21 protein-coding genes and 2 tRNA genes are annotated in these 20,561 nt (G+C 34.5%); 10 read left to right on the top strand and 13 right to left on the bottom strand.

Annotated features, from left to right (window positions below; translation table 11 throughout):
* Nucleotides 1-4 precede the first annotated feature (4 nt).
* Together M2265_RS08700 and M2265_RS08705 are read left to right on the top strand one after the other, a co-directional pair.
* The gene (locus M2265_RS08700; protein ID WP_021192278.1) at nt 5-709 is read left to right on the top strand and encodes a hypothetical protein; all 705 of its coding nucleotides are present in this window, start codon (nt 5-7) and stop codon (nt 707-709) included.
* Between the two features lie 361 nt (nt 710-1,070).
* On the top strand, nt 1,071-2,558 hold the full coding sequence (locus M2265_RS08705) for an amino acid permease (protein WP_132772859.1): 1,488 nt from the start codon (nt 1,071-1,073) through the stop codon (nt 2,556-2,558).
* An 84-nt stretch (nt 2,559-2,642) separates the two neighbouring features.
* Here the strand turns inward: M2265_RS08705 and M2265_RS08710 are convergent, their stop codons facing one another.
* Nucleotides 2,643-2,948: an FtsB family cell division protein gene (locus M2265_RS08710; protein WP_132772861.1), complete on the bottom strand. Its 306-nt coding sequence runs from the start codon at nt 2,946-2,948 to the stop codon at nt 2,643-2,645.
* A gap of 312 nt (nt 2,949-3,260) precedes the next feature.
* On the opposite strand from M2265_RS08710, the gene lpxB reads away from it, so the two are divergent.
* Together lpxB and M2265_RS08720 are read left to right on the top strand one after the other, a co-directional pair.
* Nucleotides 3,261-4,370, top strand: a complete 1,110-nt coding sequence (gene lpxB, locus M2265_RS08715) for a lipid-A-disaccharide synthase (RefSeq protein WP_132772863.1) — start codon at nt 3,261-3,263, stop codon at nt 4,368-4,370.
* Nucleotides 4,371-4,435: 65 nt separating this feature from the next.
* Nucleotides 4,436-5,074: a hypothetical protein gene (locus M2265_RS08720; protein ID WP_132772865.1), complete on the top strand. Its 639-nt coding sequence runs from the start codon at nt 4,436-4,438 to the stop codon at nt 5,072-5,074.
* A gap of 42 nt (nt 5,075-5,116) precedes the next feature.
* Here the strand turns inward: M2265_RS08720 and M2265_RS08725 are convergent, their stop codons facing one another.
* Genes M2265_RS08725 through M2265_RS08735 form a run of 3 tightly spaced genes read right to left on the bottom strand, consistent with a single transcriptional unit; the run spans nt 5,117 to nt 8,187 of the window.
* Nucleotides 5,117-6,187 (bottom strand): DUF3810 domain-containing protein, encoded by a 1,071-nt coding sequence (locus M2265_RS08725; protein WP_132772866.1) that lies wholly within the window; start codon nt 6,185-6,187, stop codon nt 5,117-5,119.
* A gap of 16 nt (nt 6,188-6,203) precedes the next feature.
* Entirely contained in the window at nt 6,204-7,259 is a 1,056-nt protein-coding gene (locus tag M2265_RS08730; RefSeq protein ID WP_132772868.1) for a nucleoid-associated protein, read from the bottom strand.
* A 22-nt stretch (nt 7,260-7,281) separates the two neighbouring features.
* Entirely contained in the window at nt 7,282-8,187 is a 906-nt protein-coding gene (locus M2265_RS08735) for a histone deacetylase (RefSeq protein ID WP_237682695.1), read from the bottom strand.
* A 128-nt stretch (nt 8,188-8,315) separates the two neighbouring features.
* On the opposite strand from M2265_RS08735, the gene M2265_RS08740 reads away from it, so the two are divergent.
* Together M2265_RS08740 and M2265_RS08745 are read left to right on the top strand one after the other, a co-directional pair.
* Nucleotides 8,316-8,951: a YceH family protein gene (locus tag M2265_RS08740; protein ID WP_132772870.1), complete on the top strand. Its 636-nt coding sequence runs from the start codon at nt 8,316-8,318 to the stop codon at nt 8,949-8,951.
* A 176-nt stretch (nt 8,952-9,127) separates the two neighbouring features.
* Entirely contained in the window at nt 9,128-10,006 is an 879-nt protein-coding gene (locus tag M2265_RS08745) for a DUF72 domain-containing protein (protein WP_132772872.1), read from the top strand.
* A gap of 110 nt (nt 10,007-10,116) precedes the next feature.
* Here M2265_RS08745 and eno read toward each other — a convergent pair whose 3' ends face one another.
* The 8 genes from eno to M2265_RS08785 all read right to left on the bottom strand — a co-directional run bounded on the left by eno (nt 10,117) and on the right by M2265_RS08785 (nt 16,636).
* Nucleotides 10,117-11,412, bottom strand: a complete 1,296-nt coding sequence (eno, locus tag M2265_RS08750; protein WP_021192290.1) for a phosphopyruvate hydratase — start codon at nt 11,410-11,412, stop codon at nt 10,117-10,119.
* Nucleotides 11,413-11,623: 211 nt separating this feature from the next.
* Nucleotides 11,624-12,724: a glutamine-hydrolyzing carbamoyl-phosphate synthase small subunit gene (gene carA / locus M2265_RS08755; RefSeq protein WP_132772874.1), complete on the bottom strand. Its 1,101-nt coding sequence runs from the start codon at nt 12,722-12,724 to the stop codon at nt 11,624-11,626.
* A gap of 280 nt (nt 12,725-13,004) precedes the next feature.
* On the bottom strand, nt 13,005-13,337 hold the full coding sequence (locus M2265_RS08760; protein ID WP_132772876.1) for a TM2 domain-containing protein: 333 nt from the start codon (nt 13,335-13,337) through the stop codon (nt 13,005-13,007).
* Between the two features lie 113 nt (nt 13,338-13,450).
* Nucleotides 13,451-14,449 (bottom strand): GTPase ObgE, encoded by a 999-nt coding sequence (gene obgE, locus M2265_RS08765; protein ID WP_132772878.1) that lies wholly within the window; start codon nt 14,447-14,449, stop codon nt 13,451-13,453.
* 44 nt (nt 14,450-14,493) lie between these two features.
* The gene (locus M2265_RS08770) at nt 14,494-15,063 is read right to left on the bottom strand and encodes an adenylate kinase (RefSeq protein WP_132772880.1); all 570 of its coding nucleotides are present in this window, start codon (nt 15,061-15,063) and stop codon (nt 14,494-14,496) included.
* 70 nt (nt 15,064-15,133) lie between these two features.
* Nucleotides 15,134-15,207 (bottom strand) — tRNA-Arg (locus tag M2265_RS08775).
* Nucleotides 15,208-15,682: 475 nt separating this feature from the next.
* Nucleotides 15,683-16,393 carry a hypothetical protein gene (locus M2265_RS08780; protein WP_021192294.1) on the bottom strand — a complete coding sequence of 237 codons (711 nt, stop codon included), beginning with the start codon at nt 16,391-16,393 and terminating at the stop codon, nt 15,683-15,685.
* A gap of 169 nt (nt 16,394-16,562) precedes the next feature.
* Nucleotides 16,563-16,636: transfer RNA gene (locus M2265_RS08785), tRNA-Arg, on the bottom strand.
* A 187-nt stretch (nt 16,637-16,823) separates the two neighbouring features.
* On the opposite strand from M2265_RS08785, the gene M2265_RS08790 reads away from it, so the two are divergent.
* Nucleotides 16,824-17,651, top strand: a complete 828-nt coding sequence (locus M2265_RS08790) for an alpha/beta fold hydrolase (protein ID WP_021192295.1) — start codon at nt 16,824-16,826, stop codon at nt 17,649-17,651.
* A 74-nt stretch (nt 17,652-17,725) separates the two neighbouring features.
* On the opposite strand, the gene M2265_RS08795 is transcribed toward M2265_RS08790, so the two are convergent.
* Complete coding sequence (locus M2265_RS08795) at nt 17,726-17,959, bottom strand: hypothetical protein (protein ID WP_207902501.1); 234 nt, start codon at nt 17,957-17,959, stop codon at nt 17,726-17,728.
* 589 nt (nt 17,960-18,548) lie between these two features.
* On the opposite strand from M2265_RS08795, the gene M2265_RS08800 reads away from it, so the two are divergent.
* From M2265_RS08800 to M2265_RS08810, 3 genes are read left to right on the top strand one after another with little or no spacing between them, the layout of a single operon-like run.
* Nucleotides 18,549-19,160 carry a TetR/AcrR family transcriptional regulator gene (locus M2265_RS08800; protein ID WP_021192297.1) on the top strand — a complete coding sequence of 204 codons (612 nt, stop codon included), beginning with the start codon at nt 18,549-18,551 and terminating at the stop codon, nt 19,158-19,160.
* 1 nt (nt 19,161) lies between these two features.
* Nucleotides 19,162-19,794, top strand: coding sequence for a nitroreductase family protein (locus M2265_RS08805; RefSeq protein WP_132772884.1), 633 nt, complete (start codon nt 19,162-19,164; stop codon nt 19,792-19,794).
* 53 nt (nt 19,795-19,847) lie between these two features.
* Entirely contained in the window at nt 19,848-20,549 is a 702-nt protein-coding gene (locus M2265_RS08810) for a DsbA family oxidoreductase (RefSeq protein ID WP_021192298.1), read from the top strand.
* Nucleotides 20,550-20,561 lie beyond the last annotated feature (12 nt).

Raw genomic sequence — 20,561 nt, forward strand, 5'->3', positions numbered from 1 at the left:
AAAAATGAAAACAGCATTCATACATAGTTTAAGCATATTGACACTTCTGGGAATTACCAGTATCTTCAGCAATCTCAAAGCGCAGGAAAAAATAAAAGGAATTGCCATGGAATTGGTCAGTAGTCAAAAAATTGAAGGAGTTTCTATCAAAAATACCCGTACAAATAAAATTGTGCAAACAGATCAAGAAGGCAATTTTATCATTGATGCTCAATTGAATGATTATTTAGCGATAGAGGCTACCGGATATGAAAAAGACACTGTTTTTGTCTATGATTATGGTGTTAAAAGAGTTTATCTAAATAGATTAAACTCAGTAATTGAACTAAATGAAGTCTATATTGAAAGAATGACAGATAGTAGATTAATTGCAGAAATCAATGCAACAAAAATCGCGGGAAAATACTCTGATGTTGGTCAACAACGTGGCGGTATCCGTCTCTCTCCTTCTCGACTATTTAGTAAAGAAGGAAAAAGAGCACGTCAAAACTACAAACTTTTAGTAGAGGAGCAACATAAAAGAGCTATCGATCGTAAATTCACAGATGACTTAATCCAATCCGTAACGCCTCTAAAAAATCCAGATTTGGCACTTTTCAAAGAGCAATACAGACCGACTTACAAATTCATTGAGCAAGCCTCAGCAGAAGATGTTAAGTTGTATATTATAGATGCCTACAAAAAATACAACACGAAAAAAGGAAAATAGTAAATTCAACTTTATTATAAGTTCAAAAAAGCTTTAAACCAAAATATTTCACAAATAAGGTTTAAAGCTTTTTTATTTTTAAAGCCTTTATACGAATATTGAATCATTAACGCGCAGATTCTTTACCATTCTGTGTTCAAACTCCCAATACTTTATTTAAAAATTTCTTTCTTTTATTTTGAACAAGTTTAAATAAGTTAGGCTATGTAAAAATACTTTACAACAGCTTTATAAACATTAATTATCATTATATCAAGAACAGAAACAAAAAAAACTTCCTCTTTTTTCATATAATAAACTATATTTGACTTTGAAAAGACAATCAATAAACATTAAAAAACAACCCACTTAAAACATATTTATGCTTTTTAAAAAATCGATTAGCAAATTAATCGCAGAAGCAGAGCTAAATGGCCAAGGTACATTAAAACGTACACTCTCCAGTTCTGGACTTATTGCATTAGGAGTAGGTGCCATTATAGGTGCAGGCTTATTTTCACTGACAGGTATAGCGGCGGCCGACCATGCTGGTCCTGCTGTAGTACTCTCTTTTATTATTGCGGCTGTAGGCTGTGGTTTTGCAGGTTTATGTTATGCAGAATTTGCATCGATGATCCCGGTTGCTGGATCTGCTTATACCTATTCATATGCTACGATGGGTGAATTTATGGCGTGGATAATTGGATGGGATCTAGTCTTAGAATATGCTTTGGCAGCAGCTACGGTATCTGTTAGTTGGTCCCAATACTTCAATCAACTTCTCTTAACATTAGGCGTCGAAATTCCAACTCAATTTCTACATGGTCCTTGGGAAGGTGGTATTGTCAATGTTCCTGCAATTATCATTGTTTGTTTACTATCACTACTTTTAATGCGCGGTACAGAAGAATCTTCTTTTGTAAATAACATTTTAGTTATTCTAAAAGTTGCTGTAGTTCTAATTTTCATTGTACTGGGTTGGGGATTCATAGATCCAGCGAATCACACACCTTTTATACCTGTCAATCATGGAGAAGAAATGGTGAAAAGTGGCCAGTTAAGCTTCTGGAGTTTTCTGGGTAGCGATGATTTTGGTCATTTTGGTTTTAGCGGTATCCTGAGAGCGGCTGGAGTTGTATTTTTTGCTTTTATCGGTTTTGATGCCGTTAGTACTGCTGCGCAAGAAGCTAAAAATCCTAAAAAAGGAATGCCAATCGGTATTATTGGTTCTTTGATTATCTGTACCTTACTATATGTATTGTTTTCATATGTATTGACTGGATTGGCACCTTACACTGAGTTTAAAGGTGATGCCAAACCTGTTGCCACTGCATTTGCAAAAACAGGTTATACCTTCTTAAACACAGCTTTAATCGTAACGATTATCGCTGGATATACATCTGTAATTTTGGTCATGCTTTTAGGTCAAAGCCGTGTATTTTATTCAATGAGTAAAGATGGTCTATTACCTCGAATATTTTCAGATCTATCAAAAAGACAGACTCCTTGGAAAACAAATTTAATTTTCATGGTATTTGTAAGTATTTTTGCCGGATTTGTGCCCGTATCCGATTTAGGCCACATGGTCAGTATTGGTACCTTATTTGCATTTACATTAGTGTGTATAGGGATACTTGTATTACGCAAAACAGAACCAAACCTGGAACGTCCATTTAAAACACCATTTGTACCACTTATTCCGATACTCGGTATTTTAGTCTGTGTATTAATGATGGCATCATTACCTATTGAATCTTGGGAACGACTAGGCATCTGGATGTTGATCGGTGTAATAATTTACTTTGTTTATAGCAAAAAACATTCGAAAATAAGAAAAGAATATGCCGCAGAGCATAAGACAGAAGAATAACATAAAAAAGGCTGTTTCAAGATCGAAACAGCCTTTTTTATGTTATTCTAATAATTCAATATCCTAAAGAAAGGAAACTTGGATTTAATTTTCTTCTTTTGGTTCTACCTCGGTTACAATATAAACATCCTCATTTTCTTTCTTCATTTTATATTTTTCACGAGCTATCCTTTGCACTTCACGTTGATCAGAGCGGATGTCTGTTATGGTTTCAATAATACTCTCATTTTCTTTCTCGTAAAACGCTTTCTCTCTCTCCAAATTACTTTTTTGATGCTGGTAACTATATTGTGTTGCAAAATCATTACGATCAAAAAAACACATCCAAACAGTAAAAGCTATACCAGCTAAAAAATATTTGTTTCGAATAAGTGCTAAAAATCTATCCATAGTACAAAAGTAATATTTAAGATCTATACATGCTAAATCTCAATTAAATATAAAAACATTTATCTAAAAATTAGCTAAAGTCTAATTATGAACACATTAATTATGGAAAAACTGCGTGATAATCATCTATTATAAAAGGAACCTGTAACTTTCTTCATTAGAAATGCGCAATCATCATCAAAAAATGAATCACCCATACTGTATCCATAAAACGATAAATCCAATATCATTACTTTTATATAAGCGCAATAATATTGCGGATCTAAGCAAAATTATCTAAGTTTAACCCTATTATTGAATAGAATCGAGCAAATGAAATATTATCTTATAGCAGGCGAATCTTCCGGAGATTTACATGGTGCAAACTTGATCAACGCATTAAAAGTCGAAGATCCAGACGCTACCTTCAAAATCGTAGGCGGCACGCAGATGGAAGAATCTGCAGATCAAAAGGCCTTAATACACACTTCGGAAATGGCCTTTATGGGCTTTGTCGAAGTATTAAAAAACTTAGGTACCATTTCAAAAAATCTAAAAAAGGTAAAAGAAGATATTATTAAAGAAAAGCCTGATTGTGTCATTTTAATTGATTTCCCCGGCTTTAACTTAAAAATCGCAGATTTTGCCAAGAAAAAAGGTATAAAAACATGTTACTATATTTCTCCAAAAGTATGGGCATGGAATCAAAAACGTGTGATTAAAATTAAACATGTCGTCGATCACATGTTCTGTATCCTTCCCTTTGAAGTCGATTTTTATAAAAAATGGAAAATGCCCGTTGACTATGTTGGAAATCCATTACTAGATGCCATTTCATCTTACAAATTCAATCCTAATTTCATTACGGAACAACAGCTCAGCGAACGGCCAATCATCGCATTGCTGCCTGGTAGCCGTAAAATGGAAATAGAAAAGTTATTACCGGTTATGGCAAATTTAACCTACCTCTTTCCAATGCATCAATTTGTAATTGCAGGAGCACCAAATTTTGATAAATCATACTACCAGCAATACATTGGTGATCAAAATATACCAATTGTATTTAATGCTACTTACGATTTATTAAAACATGCCGAAGCAGCAGTCGTAACAAGTGGGACAGCAACATTGGAGACTGGAATTCTTAAAGTACCTCAAGTCGTTGTTTATAAAGCCAATGCACTATCTATATGGATTGCTAAACAGGTCATTAAAGTAAAATTCATTTCGCTGGTCAATTTAATTAATGACTTCTTGTCTGTAAGAGAATTGATTCAAGACGATTGTACCACTTACGATATTGCACAAGAGTTAGATCAATTGATCAATAAAGCAGAATACCGGGCAAGTGTAATGGAAAATTATGAAACATTGGCCCAAAAACTAGGAGAACCAGGAGCATCAAACAAAACCGCTAAATTAATTGTTCAGTATTTGAAGTAGCGCATTAAACCTTCAAAAACGCTATTCGTCAAACAGATGTTGTTTAACATAAAAAACAAATAGCCATGAAAAAAATAATTACAATTTTTGCCCTTGCTTTTTTGGGATTTCAGTCATATGCACAAAGTAATGTTGAGCACATCAGCAAATTAGAAATTGGGAAAAAGGCTAAAAAAGTCTACAATACCAAATCCTCAGACTCGACGATTAATTTGCATATTGACACTTTGATCATGGGCGATAAAGCTTCCTTGATGTTTTACGCAAACAAAAATGTCATTTTAAATGTTGGTCACGCCATTATAGGTAATAATGCTTCTATTTCGGGGACAGATGGAAAAAATAACGGTTCCAATTTTGATATTCAAGCTAATATTCAAAAATTAGGGTCGCTGTATATTATAGCTAAAGGAGATAATGCCTTTAATGGAACAAAAACATTTCCAAATGGTAATGGTGGAAATGTTAAATTAACACTTTCAGAAAATAGCCTTGTACCGCAAAGAGAAAATAAAAAACAACCTAATTATTTGCAGATTGCAAATGAAGGTGGAGGTAAAAATGTCAATGCAACCAGCGATTTAAGATCTATTTATGATCGCGTAAGACAAGCTCCTGCTGGCTTGAGAGGACTTCCTCAAGGTCAGATCTATTCCGGTAGCCCGGGTACAGATGGCAAGACTGAGATTATAACGATTAAATAAGAAAAAGCGAGCAATGCTCGCTTTTTCTTATTTAAAATTATTTTAAAGGCATCCTTTAAGCTTTAATTCATAAGCTACGACAAGTCTCGTCATTCTATCATAGCGGGCCATACCCTCCTTTTGATTATTATGCTTCAAATAGCCATTATAGAAGATACCAAAGACTTTATTAGTCCAGCCAGTATAATTGCTCCAAAAAGTAGCTTCCTCCTTCAGATCCGCCACTACAAGTTGGGAAAGGCGTTTTTTATAAGTAGCAAACAATTCCACATCTATTCCCCTCAGCTCCTGTAGCATATATGATGTTGTTTGTAAATAGCTGGAATAGCGGTAAAAAAGCTCTGAATGGTTTTTCAATCGCACATAGGCGATAAAATTTGCTTCGTCTTCAAAACCCACCCCCTGTTGATGAGCCAATTCATGAACATACGTAAAAGGACTAGAAAAAACAGGCATTGCTGTATTCACATGTGCTTCATGTGTAAAAGGATTAAAATATCCTGACACACCAAAATAGGAGACCCAATGACTATTAAGGGGACCCTTTGCACCAACTAAAGTCGTTGAAAGAAAAGATTGGAAAGTCGTATCCGACTGTACTAATGCTATCATCTCTCTTTTTATCTTTTCATCCTGATGCTCCCATTGCTTTGGATTTATTTGGGAACGCAAAATATTTGTCGAATCGAGACATGTTTCCAGGACAACAAGATAATCAGCCAACTTTAGACTATCTGTGCTTAAACCTATATTTTGGACAATGGGTATCCGGTAATAGTTCATCCCCCAGCTTATGTAAAAAAACAAGTATAAGCCCAAAATTACGTTAATAAGATATACTAGGAATCTACCTGCATAAACATACCTTTTTTTAAATAGGTACTTAACAACATTAACGATTAGTAGTAAAAGGCAACAAACAGCAAAAAAGTAAAATAAGTCCCCAATACTAAAAGGTAAATAACCAAAAATAGCTTGTGGTAAATATGAAAAAGAAGGATACCACATTCTTGAATAATAATGCTCAACAAAAAACGTATTTCCTTCCAGAATGGTGATTATTGCAGTAATAAAACACAGTATTGCAAAACAGATAAGTGGTTTCTTTAGCATAAACGTGGTTTATATATTAGCTCTCATTCTCAAAATATAGCTTGTAATAATTCATCCCTTTTTCTTCATCAAATCCCTTTTCAATATATTCTCGTTTACCATGCAAATAAACATGAAAATTTTTATCCAGCTTTAATACGGTCTTATAAGATGCTTCCATTTTTTTAACCGCTTTGTCAGCGATATCAAAACTGCTTTGAAAAGGAGAATCAAATTCATCTTCAAATCCAGATCGGAAGTCATTAAACATTGTTGCTGCAATAGGATTACCAATTACTTCCTCCTCAAATTCCTCTTGATCAAAAGTCTCTTTTTCTTTAAAGTAATTCAATGATTTATTGAGCAGATCAATCTTATCAGCCTTTTCTAACTCAAACATATCATCCAATTTCTCATTTACAAAGTTTTTATAAACTTTCAAATAGTTACCCGTCTGATTAAAATCATCATTACGAATTTTTATCTTTAGAAAATCATCTTTCCAATAAACTGCCTCGGTTTTATTCGTTTGATCGACAACCAGCACCTTATAACCTTCCTCTTCTTCTACATTGACTATGATCACACCCTTATCCAATTTATTAATATTAATTGCTTCTTCCTCATAATCCAATTGAAAACCACCTTGATTCGGATATACTTTTAGATAAGTTTCCTTGTTCTCAGACTTAAAAATTCCGACAGCATCATAATTCTCACCCTCAATCTGTACATTTTTCAATGAAACCACATACACCTCACCAGGTTTGATCTTCGGGTGCATACAAACTTCATATAAGTGTTTTGCTATCTGCTGAGAGTATTCATGAAAAGCTAATTGCTCATTAAAGAACTGTTTTGTAAAGTGATAAATTTCATTTAACGCCAGTTCTCCATTGGGATGAAATAAGCGATAAACTTCATTTACCTTTGCAAAAGGACTCATAAAATATTGCATAAGCAGAGGGGGTAATACATCGTCATTCTCAAGTGGAACAGGTTGCTCTGATAATATATAAAACTCCTCTTGTGACTTGTTGCCTACACGATGGATAGAAAGTTGATCGAAAGTTGCATCTTGATGAAAAAACATATTTCCTATTTAAATCTTATTTTTAAAAATTATATAAATCGACAGCGATTTTAAATGTTTCGCAATGTGCATTAACAATATCTTTGATATGCAAAGAATAGCCTCCTCCCATACAAACTTGAACTGGAACCTGATATTGCAAACAATTTAACAGAACAAACTCATCTCTTAATCGACAGCCTGCTGGAGAAAGTTTCAATTTCCCCAATTTATCTGTCGCCAGAATATCAACTCCGGCCTGGTAAAAAACAAAATCTGGTTTGACTTTGTTAAAGAGATTCGGCAGATGCTTGCTAAGCAACTGCAAATATACATCATCAGTTATACCATCCGAAACAGGAAGATCCAAATCAGAACTTTCTTTGATAAATGGAAAATTTTTATCCCCGTGAATCGAAAAAGTAAAAACATCTCGGTCGTCTTGAAATATATGAGCGGTTCCGTTGCCCTGATGCACATCGAGGTCGATGATTAAAATTTTTTTTGCCAGCTTATTTTTAAGCAAATAACGAGCGGCCACAGCTTGATCATTCAATAAACAAAAGCCTTCTCCAAAATCATAACCCGCGTGATGCGTTCCACCTGCAATATTAAACGAAATACCATTTTGTTGCGCATATAGTGCGGACTTTATCGTACCATCTACCAGATAACGTTCACGATCAACTAGACTCCTTGTTAAAGGAAAACCAATTCTCCGAACCATCTTAGGATCTAATGTCAGATCAAATAAAGCCTGCACATAGCCGGGGTCATGCGCTAAACAAGCAATTTCAAATGACACAAGTAGAGGTTCAAAAAAATTTTCCGCTTTCACTACCCCTTCGTGCAATAGCTGTAATGGAATCAATTCATATTTTTCCATCGGAAATCGATGGCCTGCACGTACAGGATGAATATATTCGGGATGGTACGCGATCTTTAACAAAGCTGTATATTTAAAACTTCACTAAGATAATAAAAAGGATATTTAATGGTTTTTATTGTGGATAATATTTAAAAATAATTGTTTCCCCCTCTAAAAAATAGCATATTTGATTTCAACTAATTAAATTTATGGAACTTAGCACCAAACCACAATTATCAGCCGAAGAGCAACGTGTATTAGGCTCTTTAATCGAGAAGTCAAAGGTCACCCCAGAATATTACCCGATGTCACTGAACGGTCTCCAAAGTGCCTGCAACCAAAAAACGGCTCGAAGACCTGTGGTACAATATTCCGATGAGACCATTATCAATACCTTAGCCATACTGAAAAAAAAGGGTCTTATCGCGCATGTTATAGGTGGAGGTAGCCGTGTGACAAAGTATAAACATAATTTTGCCATACAATTTCCATTAGTTCCATCAGAACTAGCAATCATCTGTCTTCTACTACTTCGCGGACCATTAACAGCCGGAGAAATAAATTCAAATTCAGGTCGTCTGTATGATTTTGAAGCCTTGGAAGACATTACAGAACATCTTGAAAAATTAGCATCTGAAGGATTTGTAAAAGCATTAGAAAAACAACCAGGACATAAGGAAGTGCGATATATACATTTACTCGGTGATATCGATTTGGAACAATTTGAGCAAATACATCCCCCTTCCGAAAATACGGTACTCCTTCATAAAAGAATTGAAACATTAGAACAAGAATTAGCACAATTGAAACAACAATTTCAAGAACTTTGGGATGAACTGCATTAAAATAGACTGCTTATTTTATCCTTCTTTCAATGTGATTTATTAAGAATCGCGAGCGCACAATGGTAAGCTCAACTTCAAAAAAGATCATGTGATGTTAGATAAAAATAAAATCGGTTTACATTATTTAAATCCGCAGCTTCGCTTTACTTTTTATAAACAATATAAAACGGAACAACATGAAATTTGGACAGGTATCAAATCCACAAGAAATAGATTTTACGTTACCCCCTACTTCCCCGGATACGCTAAAATTATTAAAAAAGAATAAAAACAAGGAAGCATTTGCCATCTATGTCGGATGTGCTAAGTGGAATAAATCGGACTTAAAGGGCTTTTATCCGAAAGGAACGAAAGATGAACTTCCCTACTACAGTAGCCAGTTTAACAGTATTGAACTCAATGCAACCTTTTATAATGCACCATCAAAAGAGCAAGTTGAGACTTGGAAAAAAAAGACTCCCACAGACTTTAAATTTTTCCCTAAAATACCGCAATCAATAAGTCATTATAGCCGTCTATTAAACACTGATGAAAAAGTAAAGGAATTTACAGATAATATCGCTCTCTTTGAAGAAAAGTTAGGAATGATCTTCTTACAAATGCATGATAACTATAAACCAAAAGATATGGAACGCCTCCGTGAGTTTATCTCTAAATTTCCGAAAGGACTACCACTTGCAGTAGAAGTTCGTAATCAGGAATGGTTTTCCAAAGCTGAAACAGCAACTGCATTTTACAAGTTACTTGAGCAATTTGACATTACAAATATCTTAGTTGACACAGCAGGAAGACGCGACCTCTTACATATGCATTTAACTACTCCATCGGCATTCATTCGCTATGTCGGAGCCAATGATCCATCTGATTACACCAGATTGGACGACTGGGTTATGGTCATTAAACAATGGCGGGAAGCAGGTCTACAGAAACTATATTTTTTCATTCATCAAAATATCGAACTGGAATCACCACTTTTAGCAAGTTATTTCATCAAAAAGCTGAATAAGGAATTAAAACTTGATTTACATATCCCAGGTAGTGATAAATTATTTTAAAATTATCACTTAGCAGTGCATGATATAAATTGTAACTCTAGCTTAGAATATCATGTAAAAAAAGAGGCATCCTTAAATAAAGGATGCCTCTTTTTGATATTTATTGCAAATTATTTTTTCGCAAAACGGAAGTTCTTTCCAATAAAACGAGCATTTGCACCTAATTCTTCTTCAATGCGTAACAATTGATTGTATTTAGCCATACGATCAGAACGTGAAGCCGACCCAGTTTTAATTTGACCACAGTTCAAAGCAACAGCTAAATCAGCGATTGTTGAATCTTCAGTTTCACCAGAACGGTGAGACATAACCGAAGTGTAGTTTGAATTCTGTGCCAAAGTAACAGCATTAATTGTTTCAGTTAAAGAACCAATTTGATTAACTTTTACTAAGATTGAATTTGCAGTATCTGTATCCACACCTTGTTGCAATCGTTTTGTATTTGTAACAAATAAATCATCACCAACCAATTGAATAGTAGCGCCAATTTTTTCTGTTAACAATTTCCAACCTGACCAATCATCTTCCTGCATACCATCTTCGATAGATATAATTGGATATTTTTCAGTCAATTCTGCTAAATAAGCAACTTGTTCTTCGGAAGTACGGATAGCACCTTTATCACCTTCAAATTTAGTATAATCGTATTTACCGTTTACATAAAATTCTGAAGCAGCACAATCTAAAGCTAGACAAATATCAGAACCTGGTTTGTAACCAGCTGCTTCAATTGCTTTTAATACAGTTTCAATAGCATCTTCAGTACCATCAAAAGTTGGAGCAAAGCCACCTTCATCACCTACTGCAGTAGATAGACCGCGGTCATGCAAAATCTTTTTCAAGTTATGGAATACTTCCGTTCCCCAACGTAAAGCTTCAGAGAATGAAGGAGCGCCTACTGGCATAATCATAAATTCTTGGAAAGCAATAGGAGCATCAGAGTGAGAACCACCATTAATGATGTTCATCATCGGAATAGGTAATGTATTAGCATTAACACCACCAATATAACGGTATAATGGTTGACGAGACTCTTGGGCAGCAGCTTTTGCAACAGCTAAAGAAACACCTAAAATAGCATTAGCGCCTAAGTTTCCTTTATTTTCAGTACCGTCCAAATCAATCATGATTTTGTCGATTGCATTTTGCTCAAAAACATCAACACCTGCTAAAGCCTCAGCAATTTTAGTGTTTACATTTTCTACTGCTTTCAAAACACCTTTACCTAAGTATTTTGATTTATCACCATCACGCAACTCTACTGCTTCGTGAACACCTGTAGAAGCACCAGAAGGCACTGCAGCACGTCCAACGAAACCATTTTGTGTCGTTACATCTACTTCGATAGTAGGATTTCCGCGCGAATCCAAAATCTGACGCGCATGTACATCAATAATTAAACTCATTGTAATATTGGTTTAAACTTTTTATATAGTATTTTATACAATACTTAGTGTAATTTTTACACTAAAAAATTATATTCTGATTTAATAATCAAATATAAATAAAATTGAGCTTATTAAAAAACGTAAACCACAATTTTATGGCAAGAATGAATATATAAAGTGCAAAAAAAGAGGTTAGCAAATTGCTAACCCCTATCTTTATACTAATCGATTATTTTTTAATTAACTCAATGAAATCATCAAATAAATAACGTGAATCATGTGGACCAGGTGACGACTCTGGATGATATTGTACCGAGAACGCATTTTTTCCAATTACACGGATACCTTCAATCGATTGGTCATTTAAATTGATGTGCGTAACTTCAACTTTATCTGACTGTTCAATATCTTCTGCAACAACACCAAAGCCATGATTCTGTGAGGTAATCTCACAACGGTTAGCAATAATATTCTTAACCGGATGGTTGATACCACGGTGACCGTTGTGCATTTTTTTCGTACGGATATCATTTGCCAAAGCCAATATCTGGTGTCCAAGACAGATTCCAAACATCGGTTGGTCTGCCGCTAAGATATCTTTTACCGTTTGAATTGCGTAACTCATCGCTGATGGATCACCAGGACCATTAGAGATGAAATATCCTGCAGGATTCCATTCTTGCATTTCTGCAAAAGTAGTTTTAGCAGGGAATACTTTTGCATACACTTCTCTTTGAGAGAAATTGCGAAGAATATTCTTTTTAATACCTAAATCTAATACTGCCACACGTACAGGAGCATCTTCATTACCATAAAAATAAGGTTCTGTTGTAGAAACCTGAGATGATAATTCAAGTCCATCCATGGAAGGAACAGTAGCTAAAGTAGCTTTTAATGCTTCAACATCTAAGTTTTCAGATGAAATAATAGCATTCATTGCACCTTTATTACGGATATGACGCACCAAAGATCGCGTATCAATATCTGAAATACCAACTAAATTTCCCTCTTCAAAATAGCTCTGAATAGATTCGTCGGCCATTTTACGACTATAGTTAATATTATAATTTTTACAAACTAATCCTGCGATTTGAATCTTACCAGATTCAGTATCATCTTCATCAATTCCATAGTTACCAATATGGGCATTGGTTGTTACCATAATTTGTCCGAAATATGAGGGATCGGTAAAAATCTCTTGGTAACCTGTAGTTCCGGTATTGAAACAAATTTCGCCAGTAGTCGTTCCAATTTTTCCCGCTGCTTTTCCGTGATAAACCGTTCCGTCTTCTAAAACTAAAATTGCAGGCAATTTGCTGTAGTTGGTCATTATTTATTAAATATAAAATTGTTTTTCCTAATTCCTTGCTTTATCGAAGTTTTGGTGTATAAAAAAAGCCCTAAATGGGCTAAATAATCAATTAACAATTGATTCAACGATAACGAAATTATCGTTTTTTACAACATTTGCGAAAGCATTTACTTCAATTTTCACAGGAGACAAAGGTATAACAAAATCATCAAAGTAAAAAGACTTTTTTTATAATAGTGTGATATTCCAAAAATATAACGTTAAAATCACCAATCTTAATAAGATAATGAAGTGTTTATTAATTACTTTCAATTACATTGCCCGATGCATCGCGAAAATTCCCAATGACAATCATAACAAGATCAATAATATACCAGATACCACATCCGCCAAAGGTCAATAATTGAATAATCCCAGTACCGATCTTACCTACATAAAAACGGTAAACACCAAACGGTCCTAAAAAAATACAAAGTAATAAACAGGCTAACCACCTCTCATCTCTATTTTGATTATTTGATTGCTGGGTATAATACATCGGTTGACGAACACCACATGATGGACATATTTCTGCCTTCGCATTAATAATAGCTCCGCATTCTACACAATATTTTTGTGCTGCTTGATTCATAATGTAATTAGTTTAGACAATAAAGTTACAAACTACCGTTCAATACAGGAGCTAAAAAATAAAAAAAGCGATTACATCGTATGTAATCGCTTTTTCTACCAAAAAACAATCAATTACAAATTGATTGCTTTCCAGATCATATCCTTCAATTGCAAAATATTTTTTCCTGCAACAGATGATATAAATATATACGGTAATCCTTCCGGAACTTCTTTTTCCATTTCTCTCTCCAATTCATCATCCAACATATCAGCCTTAGTAATTGCCAATAATTTTGGTTTATCACGAAGTTCTGGATTATAAACTGAAAGCTCATTTAATAAAATATCATATTCCTGCTTTATCGTGCGCTCAGTATCTGCGGGCACCATAAACAGCAACACAGAATTTCGTTCAATGTGTCTTAAGAATCGATATCCTAAACCCTTACCTTTAGAGGCACCCTCAATAATACCAGGAATATCTGCCATTACAAAAGATTTCCCATCACGATAACTCACGATACCAAGATTAGGAACTAAGGTAGTAAAAGGATAGTTCGCAATTTCAGGTTTCGCCGCTGAAACAACAGATAATAGTGTAGATTTTCCCGCATTTGGAAAACCAACCAATCCTACGTCAGCTAATACTTTCAACTCTAGAATAATCCAACGCTCTTGTCCAGGCAAACCCGGTTGTGCAAAACGTGGCGTCTGCTGAGTTGAAGATTTAAAGTGCCAGTTACCTAATCCACCTTTACCACCAGGAGTTAAAATTTGTGTCTCTCCATCCTCGGTGATTTCAAATAAAACCTCTCCCGTTTCAGCATCTTTAGCCACTGTCCCTACAGGAACCTCTAAAATTTCATCCTTCCCTGAGGCACCCGTACTTGTAGCAGAACTACCTGATTCACCACTGGAAGCAATGATATGCTTCCTATATTTTAGGTGCAATAAAGTCCATAATTGTGTATTCCCTTTAAGGATAATATGACCTCCACGACCACCATCACCTCCATCGGGTCCACCCTTCATGGTTGTTTTATCTCGATGTAAGTGCGCTGAGCCTGATCCTCCGTGTCCCGATCGACAACACACCTTCACATAATCGACAAAATTAGAACCTTGCGCCATAGAAATAAAATATATTTGTTATTAAAACGTCTCCGCTTTATTATTTAATAATTGTCAATAATAGCAGTCAATTCTCCAAAAATAAAATCGATATCACCAATACCGTTTACTTTGGACAATTTACCTTGTGCTTCATAATAAGGTAACACATGAATAGTTTTTGTAAAATATTCATCAATACGTTTTACCAATTTATCAGCAGCATCATCCGCACGGCCAGAAATCTCCTGACGTTTAGCAATGCGTGTTTTTAATTCATCTTCATTTACATCTAAAGCTATAACTACAGAGATAGAAGAATTAATACCAGTTAAAAATGCGTCCAACGCTTCTGCTTGTGCCACAGTACGTGGAAAGCCATCAAAAATAAATCCTTTTGCGTCCGGATTTTTCTTCACCTCCTCTTCCAACATCGCAATCGTAACCGAATCAGGCACTAAGTTTCCGTCAGCAATAATCTGACTGACTTGTTGACCTAGAGCTGTCTGGTTTTGAATATGAGCTCTAAAGATATCACCTGTTGAAACATGAACTAACTGATATTTATCGATAAGCTTCTGCGATTGTGTTCCCTTTCCTGCCCCCGGAGGGCCAAATATTACAAGGTTTAGCATAGTAGTATTTAGAGTAATAGAGTAAAAAAATAAAAGCCTAATCGCTATATTGATTAGGCTTTTCAAATAGTGCGCTCAAAGGGAGTCGAACCCCTAACCTCCTGATCCGTAGTCAGGTGCTCTATCCAATTGAGCCATGAGCGCGTCAACCATTACGTCATCTTCATTGCTGTTCTTCCGTTTTGGTGATGCAAATATAGGCAAAATAGCACTGCCTCCAAATTTTTTTTTCAATTTTTATCTAATAGACTGATAATGAAACAAAATAAAAAATCATCAATCAAATACAATTATGCTTAATCATAATCAACAGATATAAAGAGCTCGCACACGGCGAAATTCGATATATAGAACCACCAAAGAAGAATTTTTAATCCCTAAATCACCCATTATACATATTCAAGTTATTTCATCTTTGAAAGGATTATCTTAAAATAATTAAAAAAAGTTTCCCAAAACTCTAAGCAATTTTTTCAGTTACTATATAAAATGCTGATTGCATTTGAAATACTTTACCTGTACCTCTGTCAACGCATAAACTAGATCTTATTTTAAAAATAGAAGAAAATAAAAACCTTTTAACCAGGAAGACTCGTATAAAAGGAATATGGAATATTCTTTATTCCAAATCACCAAATTCAACATACAGCTGTTTGTGGTTTATAAAACTAACCGGTCGTTTAGTACCCAGAATCATTGCCTTCGACTTACTCCAAGAAAAAGGAACACGATTCTCCCTTTCCTTCAAAACGAGCAGCTGATAAGACTTGTCTGTTTTCATCTGCTTAACATCCGATAACTTAACAGACAAAACCTCATGAAAATCAGGTTTTCTACTGATCAAATGGCTCAGAAATTGTTCTTTCATATTTCCGAATAAGATGTACTGCAAATTTACAGGCCTTGGATTATCTTTATCAAACTGTTTATAATAGACAACCTGCTTGATTTTAAGAGAAATCGAATCTAAAAGCTTAAATCCTCCCCTTTCAAAATGACCTCTATATACATTTGCCCTAAATACTTTGGTCTGATTAACCATTTCTGGCAAAACAAAAACTTCTGGTTCAATCGTATAAACAAATTCTTCAGGAAATGCTAAACGGCTAGTGCGATATTGCTCTAGATCGGCCTTAGAAAATTCAAGCTCCAGAATAATCTGATAGTCGTGTGGCTGATGAAACATAGGTAAATGTTCAGCATATATAGTCTCTATCCCCATCAATAACATTCCATGAATATTAGGCTTATCAGGATAATGAGCTTGCTGGGCAGATATTATTTTGAAAGTGAAGAGTAAAAAAAGCAGACAAATACTTTTATAATTCATTTTGGCGAAATTTAAATATAGCAACAAAAATAGCGGATAGTTAAATAAAGAGTTTAAACGGAGTGTCATATTCCTATTAACCTCAATTAAACTATATGATGAAACCTTCTTTTAATAATTTGGAATGGAACAAAAAAAGCTTAGTCGTAATGACTAAGCTTTCTAGTAGTGCACTCAAAGGGAGTCGAACCCCTAACCTCCTGATCCGTAGTCAGGTGCTCTATCCAATTGAGCCATGAGTGCATTTTGAGCGACTTTTATTTAAAGTCATACCCCTTTGTTTGGTGATACAAATATCGGGACTTTTTTCAATTCTGCAAACTATTTTTAAACTTTTTTAGACAAAAAAAGTAATATTTTTATTATCTTATTGATAGTATTACATTTACAAAGGTTATTTTTTTAATATTTTTTTCACAAAGACGTACTTATGTCCAAAAAAGAAACGAAACTCAGCAAAATACGTATTGACGACATCAGCATTTCATATATGATAAGACCTAGTAAGACAGATAAAGCTGAAAAAACAGTTATCTTTTTACATGGTTTCCCTTTCAATAAAAATATGTGGCGCGCACAGATGCAACAATTAGACGAACAATTTATCGGAATAGCAATAGATATTAGAGGACACGGACACAGCACGCGAGGTCATGGCTTTTTTAGTGTGGATGTTTTTGCAAAGGATTTAATCCAATTCATCACACATTTAAATTTAAATAACGTTGTACTTTGTGGTGTTTCGATGGGAGGCTACATTGCACTGCGCACTTACGAATTAATAGGAAGTACACTTCAAGGACTCATTTTAAGTGACACCCATTCTTTTGCCGATAACAATATGGCAAAACAAAAACGTTTTGATTCAATCCAAGCTTTACTAAAATATGGAAAACGTCCATTTTCATTAGGTTTTATTGAAACAGTATTTTCAAAAAAGACATTAACTGAAAACCCAGAAGCGATTGAAACAATAAAGAGTGCCATTCGGCGAAACGATCTGCAAAACATTTGTGCGACACAATTAGCATTAGCGGCCCGTACAGATACAACAGCTATGTTAAACACTATAACAGTGCCCACATTGGTCATCAAAGGGAAAGAAGATAAGTTAATCACAGATCTACAGACCAAAACCTTACTTGACAATATTGCCCACGTTAAATTTATTGAATTTACGGAATCAGGTCATTTACCTAATTTGGAAGAGCCCGAAAAATTCAGTGGAGAGGTCAACTCCTTCTTAAACTCGCTCTAGTTACAGACATAAAAAAATGCAGTGGATAAAAATCAACACTGCATTAAATTGGATGTACCAAAAGAAAACATTTCTTATAAACCACGGTATTTACTTTGTTTATATTTAAAGAAATCATTCAAATGTTGTAAGTTTTCTTTTCTTTCCTCCGATTTACGGTAAGAAATAATGGAATCCCATATAAACAAAGCGAACAACAATATTGCAAAAAGAACAGGCATGCTCAAGAAGCTACCCGTAGTACCCTGCATAATTAACCAAGTTGAAACAATAACCGTTAATAAAAATTTCATAATAAATCCTAACATTTCGTATAATTTAAAGTGACTGAATAATACGCTGACTCTACCGCCAGACGTCTGAATAAAACCTGTGATGCCGTATCTTGAAATCGCTAGCCTACTGAAAAATATAAATGATCAGAAAACTAAATGGTGGAGAAGAACCAATATATTGATAAATCAAAATATCAGGTCAATTTTCAAAAAAATCAATAGTGTATGGAGAAGGTAAAACTGGTAAGTTTTAGCACTGATTTATATTTAAAAACTGACAAAAATTAAAAAACTTATAGTAATTAATTTCACATCAACTTCAAATGTACTAATTTTTTTAGACAAAAACAAATGCTACGCGGAAAATTTTAGCTAAATAACGAGTTACTTGATTTTGTAAACAGCTATAAAATAAGAGCAAATAAAAAAATAACCTCTAATTATAACCTCTAATTAACTCCAGTACTGCAGCCAAATCTTAATAATAACAAATTGCTTTTTTAGACAAACTCTACGATTGAATAATTATAATCTGTCATAAAAATGTACTAAATTTTACAGGCTATTTAATTTAAAAAAATCATTGTTACTTTTGCTAACACTGTTAACTAAAGTTTTAAAGATGGGTGTATCAGAGCGGAAATTGCGAGATTTAGAAAAAATTAGGTTACAAATAATTGAACAATCCTGGCTTATTGTACAGGAGGAAGGTTGGCAAGCACTATCCATTAGAAAAATAGCAGATGCCATTGAATATAGTGTTCCTGTTATTTATAAACATTTTGAAAACAAAGATGCTATTGTAGCCTATTTTACAAAAGTCGGTTTTTCTTTGCTTGCAACACAACTTGCATCTGCTGTAGATTCAAGCAGAACCGCAGACCTGAACTTGTATCATCTAGCGACATCTTACTGGAAATTCGCATTCGAAAATAAGAAATACTATGAAATTATGTTCGGTTTGGGTATTCCCCAATGCGAAGTTGTGAACAGTATCAAAGAGATGAAAGTCGCATCAGATGTCATGTTAAATTGTATTTCCAAATGTATTGAAGAGAATCAAGTCGAACAAATTGATCTATTTTTAAAATTCAAAACCTTTTGGTCTATTTTACATGGTATTATTACCATCGAATTCATATCAAATACAGCAACAGATCCAGAAGTAGTATCCCCTATCCTAACAGATGCTATTGAGGGATTTATTATATCATTAAAACACCACAATAAATAACATGAGTTTATTAGAAGATTTAAAATGGAGATATGCCACAAAAAAGATGAATGGCACTCCAGTAGCACAAGAAAAAGTTGATTACATTTTAGAAGCTGCTCGTTTGGCTCCTACCTCTTCTGGGCTACACCCTTATAGAGTAATTGAAATATCAAATCGCGAATTGAAAGCAAAAATTCAACCTATCGCTTACGGTCAATCCCAAATCGTAGACAGTTCACATATTTTAATATTCGCAGCTTACGATTCCTATACTAAAGAACGTGTAGAAGCACCATTTGCGCAACAGGCGGAAGAAAGAGGATTGCCAATAGGGTTTGCAGATGATTATAAAAACAATCTTTATACACAATTATCAGCGTTGTCCCAAGAACAGCAATTTAACCATGCGGCACGTCAGGCTTATATTGGTTTTGGATTAGCCGTAGCCGCGGCGGCAGAACAAAAAATTGATGCAACTCCTATGGAGGGTTTTAACAACCAACAGTTAGATGCCCTACTTGAGTTAGACAAATTAGGCCTTAAATCGGTTACAATCTTAGCCCTGGGTTACCGCGATGAAGCAAACGATTGGTTAGTTAACTTAAAGAAAGTAAGACCAAGCCATGAAGATTTCATTATTAAATTCAACTAAAATATATTTTGGGAACTCAATTATTAGGAGTTCCCGATTCTTAAACATACATTATGAAAATAGAAATTTGGTCGGACATCGTTTGTCCATTTTGTTATATTGGTAAAAAAAGATTAGAACAAGCATTAGCTTCATTTCCTCATCGTGATGAAGTTGAGATTATTTGGAAATCTTATCAACTACACCCGCAATTCCCACAAGATGCGGCTGGTATTCCCGCAGTAGAGTACATTAAAAATGCGAAAGGTCTAACTAAGGAAGAAACTTTAGGTATGATGCAACAGGTTCAGTCCATAGGAAAATCTCTAGAGATTGATTTTGATTTCGAAAAATCACTAATTGTCAATACCCTAAATGGACATCGTCTTATACATTTTGCACAAGAACATGGTCTTGGTAATATTTTAAAAGAACGCCTACTAAAAGCCCATTTCAGTGAAGGAGTAGACGTTAATGATACCAATATATTAGTAAACCTAGCCGCGGAAGTGGGGATGGACAAAAAAGAAGTCCAAGAAATGCTGTTTTCTGATCGTTTTACTTACGAAGTCACTCAGGATATTCAAGAAGGTGTAAATCTAGGTTTACGTGGCGTTCCATTTTTCGTATTTAATCAAAAGTTTGGTATTGCTGGAGCACAACCTTTAGAAATGTTTGAACAGACACTCCGTCAAGCATATGAAGATGCTAAAACAGTTATTATCATGAATGATAATGAAGGACCTAGCTGCGACAGTGAAACCGGAAATTGCTAATAGTTTACTATT

Origin of the sequence: Sphingobacterium kitahiroshimense, assembly GCF_025961315.1 — a bacterium.
Classification (GTDB): Bacteria; Bacteroidota; Bacteroidia; order Sphingobacteriales; family Sphingobacteriaceae; genus Sphingobacterium; species Sphingobacterium anhuiense.

What these genes read in the sequence shown, in the direction of transcription:
- M2265_RS08770 (WP_132772880.1), bottom strand. Translation starts at nt 15,063, where the DNA reads ATGCTAAACCTTGTAATATTTGGCCCTCCGGGGGCAGGAAAGGGAACA.
- M2265_RS08705 (WP_132772859.1), top strand. Translation starts at nt 1,071, where the DNA reads ATGCTTTTTAAAAAATCGATTAGCAAATTAATCGCAGAAGCAGAGCTA.
- M2265_RS08795 (WP_207902501.1), bottom strand. Translation starts at nt 17,959, where the DNA reads ATGTTAGGATTTATTATGAAATTTTTATTAACGGTTATTGTTTCAACT.
- M2265_RS08800 (WP_021192297.1), top strand. Translation starts at nt 18,549, where the DNA reads ATGGGTGTATCAGAGCGGAAATTGCGAGATTTAGAAAAAATTAGGTTA.
- eno (WP_021192290.1), bottom strand. Translation starts at nt 11,412, where the DNA reads ATGAGTTTAATTATTGATGTACATGCGCGTCAGATTTTGGATTCGCGC.
- M2265_RS08730 (WP_132772868.1), bottom strand. Translation starts at nt 7,259, where the DNA reads ATGTTTTTTCATCAAGATGCAACTTTCGATCAACTTTCTATCCATCGT.
- M2265_RS08725 (WP_132772866.1), bottom strand. Translation starts at nt 6,187, where the DNA reads ATGCTAAAGAAACCACTTATCTGTTTTGCAATACTGTGTTTTATTACT.
- M2265_RS08700 (WP_021192278.1), top strand. Translation starts at nt 5, where the DNA reads ATGAAAACAGCATTCATACATAGTTTAAGCATATTGACACTTCTGGGA.
- M2265_RS08740 (WP_132772870.1), top strand. Translation starts at nt 8,316, where the DNA reads ATGGAACTTAGCACCAAACCACAATTATCAGCCGAAGAGCAACGTGTA.
- carA (WP_132772874.1), bottom strand. Translation starts at nt 12,724, where the DNA reads ATGACCAACTACAGCAAATTGCCTGCAATTTTAGTTTTAGAAGACGGA.
- M2265_RS08810 (WP_021192298.1), top strand. Translation starts at nt 19,848, where the DNA reads ATGAAAATAGAAATTTGGTCGGACATCGTTTGTCCATTTTGTTATATT.
- M2265_RS08805 (WP_132772884.1), top strand. Translation starts at nt 19,162, where the DNA reads ATGAGTTTATTAGAAGATTTAAAATGGAGATATGCCACAAAAAAGATG.
- obgE (WP_132772878.1), bottom strand. Translation starts at nt 14,449, where the DNA reads ATGGCGCAAGGTTCTAATTTTGTCGATTATGTGAAGGTGTGTTGTCGA.
- M2265_RS08780 (WP_021192294.1), bottom strand. Translation starts at nt 16,393, where the DNA reads ATGAATTATAAAAGTATTTGTCTGCTTTTTTTACTCTTCACTTTCAAA.
- M2265_RS08710 (WP_132772861.1), bottom strand. Translation starts at nt 2,948, where the DNA reads ATGGATAGATTTTTAGCACTTATTCGAAACAAATATTTTTTAGCTGGT.
- M2265_RS08760 (WP_132772876.1), bottom strand. Translation starts at nt 13,337, where the DNA reads ATGAATCAAGCAGCACAAAAATATTGTGTAGAATGCGGAGCTATTATT.
- M2265_RS08720 (WP_132772865.1), top strand. Translation starts at nt 4,436, where the DNA reads ATGAAAAAAATAATTACAATTTTTGCCCTTGCTTTTTTGGGATTTCAG.
- M2265_RS08790 (WP_021192295.1), top strand. Translation starts at nt 16,824, where the DNA reads ATGTCCAAAAAAGAAACGAAACTCAGCAAAATACGTATTGACGACATC.
- M2265_RS08745 (WP_132772872.1), top strand. Translation starts at nt 9,128, where the DNA reads ATGAAATTTGGACAGGTATCAAATCCACAAGAAATAGATTTTACGTTA.
- lpxB (WP_132772863.1), top strand. Translation starts at nt 3,261, where the DNA reads ATGAAATATTATCTTATAGCAGGCGAATCTTCCGGAGATTTACATGGT.